Here is an 8,781-nt window from a genome sequence, read left to right as displayed (position 1 = left end):
AACGCGACCCGGTCCCGGTGCATGGGATCCATGTTCGCCTGGATCTTGAAGACGAATCCGGTCATGGGTGCTTCATCGGCACTGACGGTGCGCGTCGTGGTTTCATGTGACCTCGGCGACGGAGCATGTTCGACGAAAAAATCGAGCAGCAATTGCACGCCGAAGTTGTTTACCGCCGAGCCGAAGAACACAGGAGTCAGTTTGCCTGCCAGGTAGGCATCCTTGTCGAACGGATGCGATGCCCCGCGCACCAGTTCCAGTTCCTCGTGCAATTCCTTCCAGGCGTCCTCGCCGATGCGTGCGCGCAGGGCAGGATCGTCGATGCCCTTGAAGATCGTCGAATCCTGGCGGGTGAAATTCTTGCCGGGCTCGAATATGTGCACCTCGTCGAGCAACAGGTGATAGACGCCCTTGAGCCGCGAACCCATGCCGATTGGCCAGGTGATCGGTGAGCAGGCAATACCGAGTACCGATTCCACCTCATCGAGAAGTTCGATCGGTGCGCGCCCCTCACGATCGAGCTTGTTGATGAAGCTCATGATGGGCGTATCGCGCAAACGACAGACTTCCATGAGCTTGATCGTGCGTTCCTCCACGCCCTTGGCGCAGTCGATCACCATCAGCGCCGAGTCGACTGCGGTCAGCACGCGATAAGTATCTTCGGAAAAGTCAGCATGGCCCGGCGTATCGAGCAGGTTGACGATGCGTCCGGTATAGGGGAACTGCATGATCGAGCTGGTCACCGAGATGCCTCGCTCCTTTTCCAGGGCCATCCAGTCCGAGGTGGCATGTCGCGCGGTCTTGCGTGACTTGACCGAGCCGGCCATCTGGATCGCACCACCGAACAGCAGCAGCTTCTCGGTAAGTGTGGTCTTGCCCGCGTCGGGATGGGAGATGATGGCGAAGGTGCGTCGTCGGCGCATTTCGCTGGCGTGGTTGCTCATAGTCTGGCCCGAATATGCCGCGGCCACGATTTGGGCCGCCCAAGGGTCGCGCATTGTACGCGAGGGACAACCCGCATTCAGTCGATATCGAAAGACTGCAGTTCCACGCTGATAAACATCCACACCAGCAGGTGGAAGTCCCCGGCATGCTGGGCACCAACGGCCGAATCGACATACAGGTAGTAGCGATTGCCGGGAACGAGCAGTTCTTCGAGGTGGATGTCTTCCTGTATACCGGGGCCGAAATTATCCGCAACAATGACGCAGGACGCACCGTCGTCCAGCTCGGCGAGGACGTAGATGGCTGTATCGAAGCCGTTTGCCGGCGTCACCGTGAAATCGATATGCAGGCCGGTTGGCGGTTGCGCAACCCAGGTATAGATTACTTCTGCCGCCGGCATGGCAGCTGCTCCGGCACAGGCTGGCGATGTCAGTGCGGAAACGCCCGAGGTCCCGTCAAGGGTGGATCCGGTAAATTCCTCCGGCACCGTCGTGATCTGGATGGGGCTGGTACCCGAAACGCCAGGGAGCCGTGCCAGCGCACTACCCATGGCAGGAATCGACAAAATGGAGCCGAGCAGAATGGCCAGGGATTGGTGGTTCTTGAGCCTCTGCATGGAAGTGGCTCTCCTTGTGGGCCGGCAAAACAACAGCCAGCTCACTGTACCCTTCTACGATTCACGAATCTATTCGCGACGAATGGTTATATCGCCGCTAAAAGTTTCAATGGTCATCCGTGCGCTGCCATCGCCGATGGTCGTCTCCAGCGAACGTCCGGGGCCGTGTTCGGGTTCCTTTACGCTGCCAAAATCGCTACGGATGCGGCCGCTGAAGGTTTCGGCATCAATGCGTGCGGAGAGTTCTCCGGGCATGTCCATGCGGACATCGCCACTCATGGTTTCGGCACTGATTCGCGCATCACCCGATGGCGTTCCGCGCAGGCTGATATCGCCGGAAACCGAGCTGCCGGTGAACTCGCGATACTCGCCTGTTGCCGCAGTGATGTTGCCGGAGACGGTCTCGAACTTGAGCCGGCCATGGTTTGCACGCATTTCGATGTCGCCAGACACGGTTTCAACCTGGACACGTTCACCGCGTCCGCTCAGATCCACGCTGCCACTGACCGAGCCGATCTCCAGCTCCCTGGCCGTGCTGTCGATGCGGATCTTGCCGCTGACGCTGTCTGCCTTGAGAAGCTGGCCAGCAGTGCCGGTTACGATGATTTCCGCGCTGACCGTGTCGACGCGCAATTCTGCGCTTGTCGGGACCCTGATATTCAGGATCGTATCTTCCATTCGGGAGCGCGAGCCCCAGTTGAACCAGCCATTGTCGTCGGAACCCTTGACCTTGATCGAAAGGCGCGAGCCGCCGCCGGTGATCTCGAGGCCCTTGCTGCCTTCACCCAGGGTGCCGGTGATCTCGACCCTGGATTGATCCCATGCGCTGACCGTGACTGCGCCACGCACGTTGGAGATGTCCACGCGTGCACTTGCGTCGATATCACGACTTTCGTTGATGGGCGTGCCAGCAAAAGCCAGGCCGCTGGCGGCGGACAGGAATACGAAGAACAACGGTGTCGATGCAATTTTCATGATGAATCCTTTAGCCGGCGTCGAGGCCGAGTCGTGCCAACTTGCGCCGTTGCGCATGCGTGTGATTGATCAATCCGACCAGATAAACGGCATCGGGCTGTTGCCGCAGGGCATCTTCAAGCTCTGCGTTTGCCGCGTCGACCACGACCTCGGCGCCAGCCAGTCGAGGATCGACTGTGGTGGCGAGTTCGCGGGCGCGCTCGATCTGATTCTGCACGGGGATGCCTTGCCCCATCGTGCTGGAATCAGGCGATGCCACGTATGACGGCCCCTGCATCGCCGTTGCGAAAATGCCGGCGCTCAGGGATACGGCGATGGCTGCGGCGGCACCCAGCGGCAACCAGGCCAGACGGCGCTTGCGAGCAGGCTTGTGCGCTGCGGTTTCTTCGGTTTGCAATCGACGCGCAATCGGCAGCCAGAGATCCTGTTCAGGTTCGCGGTCTGCACGCAATCCGCGCAATTCGCGTCGGAGTTCGAATTCATTCATGGTTTTCTCCCAGCATGCGCTTGAGCAAGCCACGCGCACGATGCAATTGGGCTTTGGATGATCCTACCGCCATTCCGAGTTCGCGACCGATTTCTTCGTGTTTCCAGCCTTCTATGTCATGCAGGACGAGAACGGCGCGCGCGCGCGGCGGCAGACTGGCGACAGCCCTTTCCAGATCTGATCGCTCACCCGCGCAGAATGCATGTACGGGTTCACAGGCCGCCTCGAGGGTCGCATCGTCCACGGCCTCCTCAGGATTGTTCTTGCGCAGGTCCATCAATGCGACGTTCACGGCCAGTCGATGCAGCCAGGTCGAAAAGGCGCTTTCGAAACGGAAACTGCCGAGCTTCTGCCAGGCACGGACGAAGGCTTCCTGGGTCAGTTCTTCCGCACGCGACGGATTCATGCCCGACAGACGCCAGACGGCACCGTGCACCCGGCCCGCATGGCGTCGGTAGAGTTGCTCGAAGGCACCGACCTCGCCGGCGCTGGCACGCCTGACCAGATCGCCATCCTCGGGTTCGTTCCGTGGAGCGTCCATAATCGGCAAGGGCATGGCGAGGCAGGCGGTACTCATGGTGCCAGCTTGGATGCACTGAAGGCGAGCAGGGTTTAAAGAGGAGGCCCTTGTCGAGTTGCCGGAAAGGCGTCAATCCGAGGCGCCCTGGGCAGGCGAAGCGGACTGATGCAGAGGCCCCGACCTCACCTCATTTCGGTTCGTCAGCTACCCCTGGTTCTTTGATCCTTTCGCAAGCTCCTCGGCAATACGCTGCTGCTCAGCCTTGAGTGCCTTTGGAAGGCGCGCTCCGAAGCTTTCCAGATACTCTCCCGTCGCCGCCATTTCCCTGCTCCAGCCATCCACGTCGATTTCGAGCAAGCTATCGATGGCAGCGCTGGACAGCCCCAGATCATCAAGATTGATGTCGGACGCCGCAGGCACATGGCCGATGGGTGTTTCCACGGCTCCCTGGCTGCCTTCGCATCTGCCGACGATCCATTCGAGCACGCGCAGGTTCTCGCCGAACCCTGGCCAGAGAAATGTGCCGTCCGCGCCCTTGCGGAACCAGTTCACATGGAAGATCTTGGGCAATTTCGCGCCGGGCTTGTCGAAAGAAAGCCAGTGTGAAAAATAGTCGCCGAAGTTGTAACCACAGAACGGCTTCATGGCCATCGAGTCACGCCGCAACACGCCCACCGCGCCGGTGGCGGCCGCCGTGGTTTCCGAGCCCATCGCCGCACCCACCAGAACGCCATGAGTCCAGTCCCTCGCTTCGAAAACCAGTGGCACGAGCGATGGTCTGCGTCCCCCGAACACGATTGCACTGATGGGAACGCCCTGGGTGGCTTCGGCTTCGGGTGACCAGCTCGGGCATTGCCTGGCCGATACGGTGAAACGTGAATTCGGGTGCGCTGCAGGCCCCAGTTCAGGGTCGTAGGGTCGGCCTTGCCAGTCTTTCACGGGCACTCCTTCCCGCAAGCCTTCCCACCAGGGCTGGTTGTCGGCGGTGACGCCGACATTGGTGAAGATGGTGTCGCGCTGAATGGTCGCCAAGGCATTCGGATTGGTCGTTCGGTCAGTACCGGGGGCGACGCCGAAGTATCCGGCTTCCGGATTGATCGCCCAAAGCTGCCCGTCTTCGCCGGGCTTCATCCAGCAGATGTCATCACCGACCGTCCACACCTTCCAGCCAGCCTCGCGGTAGCTTTCGGGTGGAATCAGCATGGCCAGGTTGGTCTTGCCGCAGGCCGAAGGAAACGCCGCGGCGACATAGCGAATTTCGCCCCGGGGATTCTCGATGCCCACGATCAGCATGTGCTCGGCGAGCCAGCCCTCGCTGCGTGCCTGCCAGGAACCGATCCGCAGGGCGTGACACTTCTTGCCAAGCAGCGCATTTCCGCCGTAGCCGGAGCCGATCGACTTGATCGTCAATTCTTCCGGGAAGTGCATGATGAAGCGCTTCTCCGGGTCCAGGTCGCCAGTCGAATGCAGGCCCTTGACGAAATGTCCCTCGCGCTCGATGCGAGCCAGTGCGGCGGCACCCATGCGCGTCATGATGCGCATGTTGGCGACGACATAGGGGGAGTCTGTTATCTCGACGCCGCATCGCGAGATCGGCGAATCGATAGGACCCATGCAATAGGGCACCACGTAAAGGGTACGGCCACGCATCGCGCCGGCGAACAGTGCGTCAACCTTGGCATGCGCCTCGGCCGGGTCCATCCAGTGATTGTTCGGACCGGCATCGTCACGATCCCTGGTGCAGATGAAGGTCAGGTGCTCCACTCGGGCCACATCCGTAGGGCTGGAGCGATGCAGCGTGCAGCCCGGATGGGTGTCCGCATTCAGGCCGATCAAGTCGCCATTGGCGAGCATCTGCTCCTTCAGCAGGCGATCTTCGGACTCGGACCCATCACACCAGTGGATCTTGCTGGCTTCGGTCAAGCGGGCTACGTCCTCGACCCACTGGTTCAAGGAATCAAGCGAACTGGTCATGGCTTACCTTGTCGCGGGCCTGGGCCCGCGTTCATGAATGCGAGTTTGGGACGTTAGCGGCCGAGGCCGGCCTTGGCAAGGTCAGCTGCGGCATCGGGCCGCTCAGGCAGGAACGAGGGTCGAAATCACGTGATCCACGTAGGCTTCGTACTCCTCATGGTCCATGCGCGGCATGCCGTGGCTCTGGTTGAGCTGGAGAAAGCCGCTGTAGGCCGTATAGGCCAGGCGGGCGCGATGGCCGGCAGAGCGTGGATCGAAGCCTGCTTCCCGATAGGCCAGGGTGAGAAGGGCCAGGCGCCGTTGTGATATCCGCTCGATAACCGGTTGCACGATCGGGTGGTCGGAGGCTTGCAGCAGGGCGGCATAAACGAGGTGTGACTGGACTTCCCGACTCACCCGGTGAAACAGCTCTCGAAGTCGTTCGCGAGGGTCGACTATGCGTTCCACGAGGGCGATGACCTGATCCTCATCGCGCTGTTCCCAGCGGTCAATGGCCGCCTTGAGCAAGGCTTCACGGGTCGGAAAATGCCAGTAGAAACTTCCCTTGGTAACCCCGAGTGTGCGCGCCAGCGACTCGACAGCGACTGCCGAGACCCCGGCGCTGGCCAACACGTCCAGGGCTGCCTGCTCCCAATCCGTGGCCGACAGGCGCCCGCGCGGCTCCATCTTCTGTTCAGTTTCTGTCATGTCCGGAGTGTGCCGGAGCAGGGACCTGATGAGAAGCACCGGCCCAATCTGTCGTGGCATTGACGTGCGTCTGATCTCCGTTCCATACTTGGCCGTATGGTAAGCCCGGAATCCCCAGCATCAATGTCGCGTCAGCTACGGCTGGACACAACGGATGGCGTCACCCTGGCGCTGGAGCAGTTCGGTGAGGCGCCTGCGCCTGCCGTCGTGTTCGCTCACGGGTTTGGCCAGACCCGCGATGCGTGGGCCAGTTGCGCAGGTGCAGCAGCGCAACAGGGTTGGGTCGCCTTCTCGTATGACGCGCGTGGTCATGGGCAGAGCAGCTGGCTGGAGGATGGCCACTATTCTGTTGATCAGTTGGTTTCCGACCTTGGCCAGGTGACCAGGCATGTTCCTTCCCTGCCGGTGGTCGTCGGTGCATCCATGGGCGGATTGATCGGCATAGCCATGGCCGGTGCGGATGCCAGTTCATGCAGGGCGCTGGTGCTGGTTGATGTCACCCCGCGCTGGGAGCCCGCCGGAGTCGAACGAATACTCGATTTCATGCGTGCCCATCCTGGTGGTTTCGCGGACTACAACGAGGCGGCCGATGTCATTGCGGCCTACCTTCCTCATCGCAAGTCACGCAAATCCCCGCAGAGCCTGCGTCGGTTGCTGGTCGAAACCGACAGCGGGCGCCTGCACTGGCACTGGGACCCGAACATGTTGGCTCCGATCGCCGAGGACGGTCAGCGCCATCAGGCCGACTTGCTGCAGGCAGCGACGAACATTCGCGTGCCGACCCTGCTGATCAGCGGTTCCGCCAGCGACGTGGTGTCCGAGTCGACGATCAACGAATTTCTAGAGCTTGTGCCCCATGCCCGCCATGTCATGGTTCCCCATGCCACGCACATGGTGGCCGGTGACGAAAACAGCCAGTTCACGAAACACGTGCTGGATTTCCTGGATTCGCTGCCACCCGATTGATAAACCCGGCAATCCGGCGGATGTTTGGTTCCTGCGGATTTTCGGAAAGCCCTCGGTCGATGGAGGGAAACAATGCAATTCACGGATGTCGCCGGCAAGCCGGTGCCATCGGTGGACTGTCCGGTGATGTCGCCGCTTGCGTGCCCCACGTCAACGCGCCGACCCAACCGCACCAAGTAGAGGAGTCGCTGTCATGTTGCATCTGATCCCCCTGGTTACCGGCATTCTCGTATCGCTGGCCGCAGCGTATCTGCGCATAGGCTTGCGGCTCTGGACGCTCGCCACCGCCGTCGCGATTCTTGGCGCCGGCCTGCTTGCAGGCTCGCACTGGCTGGCTATCGTCATTCCACTGCTCGTGTTCGCGGCAGTAACGGTGCCGCTCAACTTGCCGGCATTTCGCCGTGCGCGCATCAGTGCGCCGCTGCTGAAAATCTATCGCAAGGTCACGCCGAATCTTTCCGAAACAGAGCAGACGGCGCTGGAAGCCGGCACGGTCGGATTCGAAGGCCAACTGTTCAGTGGCAAGCCGGACTGGTCGGAACTGCTGGGGCAGGCCAAACCGGAACTGAGCATCGATGAGCAAGCCTTCCTCGATGGTCCGGTAGAACAACTGTGTTCGCAGATCAACGAATGGGAGATCAGCCATGAGCTGGCCGACCTGCCCGAAGACATGTGGGAGTACCTCAAGACCAACAGGTTCTTCGGCATGATCATTCCTAAACAATATGGCGGTCTTCAGTTTTCCGCACTGGCACACTCGAGGGTGCTGCAGAAAATTGCCAGCATGTCGGCGACGGTCTCCTCGACGGTCGCCGTTCCGAACTCGCTGGGCCCGGCCGAACTGCTTCTGCACTACGGCACCGAAGAACAGAAAAATCACTATCTGCCACGTCTGGCTGATGGGCGCGAGGTGCCGTGCTTCGCACTTACCGGGCCTTATGCCGGCTCCGATGCGACATCGCTGCCGGACTACGGCATTGTCTGCAAGGGCGAATGGGAAGGCGGCAACGTACTCGGTGTCCGCCTGACGTTCGACAAGCGCTACATCACGCTGGCACCCGTGGCGACGATCGTCGGTTTGGCTTTCCGCATGCTTGATCCGGAGCACCTGCTTGGAGACGACGAGGACCTCGGCATCACCCTCGCCCTGATTCCGCGCGATACCGATGGCATTGAAATCGGCCGCCGCCACTTTCCGCTCAACGTGCCGTTCCAGAATGGTCCGGTGCGCGGCAAGGACGTATTCGTACCGCTCTCGCAACTGATCGGCGGACCGGAGATGGCCGGACAAGGCTGGCGCATGCTGGTCGAGTGTCTGTCGGTGGGGCGTGCAATCTCGCTGCCCTCCAATGCAACAGGCGGGGCCTGCGCCGGCGTTGCGGCTACCGGTGCCTATGCGCGCATCCGCAAGCAGTTCGGTCTGGCCATTGGCCGTTTCGAGGGCGTCGAGGAAGCATTGGCGCGGATTGGCGGATTGACCTACGCAACGACCGCATTGTCGCGCGCCACTGCCGCAGCGGTTGATCGCGGCGAAAAGCCTGCCGTGCCTTCGGCCATCGCCAAAGATCACGCCACCGAATGGGGCCGGCAAATCTGCACGGATGCCATGGA

The 8,781-nt window shown here is 61.2% G+C and carries 9 protein-coding genes; 2 read left to right on the top strand and 7 right to left on the bottom strand.

Translation table 11 applies throughout. From position 1 onward, the window contains the following. The 7 genes from WBP53_RS01440 to WBP53_RS01410 form a co-directional block, all read right to left on the bottom strand. Positions 1 to 944, bottom strand: a 944-nt coding sequence (locus WBP53_RS01440) for a peptide chain release factor 3 (RefSeq protein WP_423925198.1), incomplete at its 3' end; no start/stop codon positions are given. A 77-nt stretch (positions 945 to 1,021) separates the two neighbouring features. After that, positions 1,022 to 1,561: a hypothetical protein gene (locus WBP53_RS01435; RefSeq protein ID WP_423925196.1), complete on the bottom strand. Its 540-nt coding sequence runs from the start codon at positions 1,559 to 1,561 to the stop codon at positions 1,022 to 1,024. A gap of 69 nt (positions 1,562 to 1,630) precedes the next feature. Beyond that, entirely contained in the window at positions 1,631 to 2,536 is a 906-nt protein-coding gene (locus tag WBP53_RS01430; protein ID WP_423925194.1) for a DUF4097 family beta strand repeat-containing protein, read from the bottom strand. 10 nt (positions 2,537 to 2,546) lie between these two features. Further along, a complete protein-coding gene (locus WBP53_RS01425) occupies positions 2,547 to 3,023 on the bottom strand; it encodes a hypothetical protein (protein ID WP_423925192.1) in 477 nt (158 codons plus the stop codon). Then, complete coding sequence (locus tag WBP53_RS01420) at positions 3,016 to 3,579, bottom strand: RNA polymerase sigma factor (RefSeq protein ID WP_423925200.1); 564 nt, start codon at positions 3,577 to 3,579, stop codon at positions 3,016 to 3,018. Before WBP53_RS01420 ends, WBP53_RS01425 begins: the two co-directional genes overlap by 8 nt. A 168-nt stretch (positions 3,580 to 3,747) precedes the next feature. Beyond that, on the bottom strand, positions 3,748 to 5,517 hold the full coding sequence (locus WBP53_RS01415) for a phosphoenolpyruvate carboxykinase (GTP) (RefSeq protein ID WP_423925190.1): 1,770 nt from the start codon (positions 5,515 to 5,517) through the stop codon (positions 3,748 to 3,750). A gap of 102 nt (positions 5,518 to 5,619) precedes the next feature. Next, positions 5,620 to 6,204, bottom strand: coding sequence for a TetR/AcrR family transcriptional regulator (locus WBP53_RS01410; protein WP_423925188.1), 585 nt, complete (start codon positions 6,202 to 6,204; stop codon positions 5,620 to 5,622). 96 nt (positions 6,205 to 6,300) lie between these two features. Here WBP53_RS01410 and WBP53_RS01405 point away from each other — a divergent pair, with 96 nt between their 5' ends. Both WBP53_RS01405 and WBP53_RS01400 read left to right on the top strand, forming a co-directional pair. Continuing rightward, on the top strand, positions 6,301 to 7,170 hold the full coding sequence (locus WBP53_RS01405; RefSeq protein WP_423925186.1) for an alpha/beta fold hydrolase: 870 nt from the start codon (positions 6,301 to 6,303) through the stop codon (positions 7,168 to 7,170). A gap of 193 nt (positions 7,171 to 7,363) precedes the next feature. Further along, positions 7,364 to 8,781, top strand: a 1,418-nt coding sequence (locus WBP53_RS01400) for an acyl-CoA dehydrogenase (RefSeq protein ID WP_423925184.1), incomplete at its 3' end; no start/stop codon positions are given.

It is taken from the genome of Dokdonella sp., from assembly GCF_049593775.1.
In the GTDB taxonomy this organism is placed as follows: Bacteria; Pseudomonadota; Gammaproteobacteria; order Xanthomonadales; family Rhodanobacteraceae; genus Dokdonella.
This window is presented reverse-complemented; position numbering and strand designations above follow the sequence as displayed.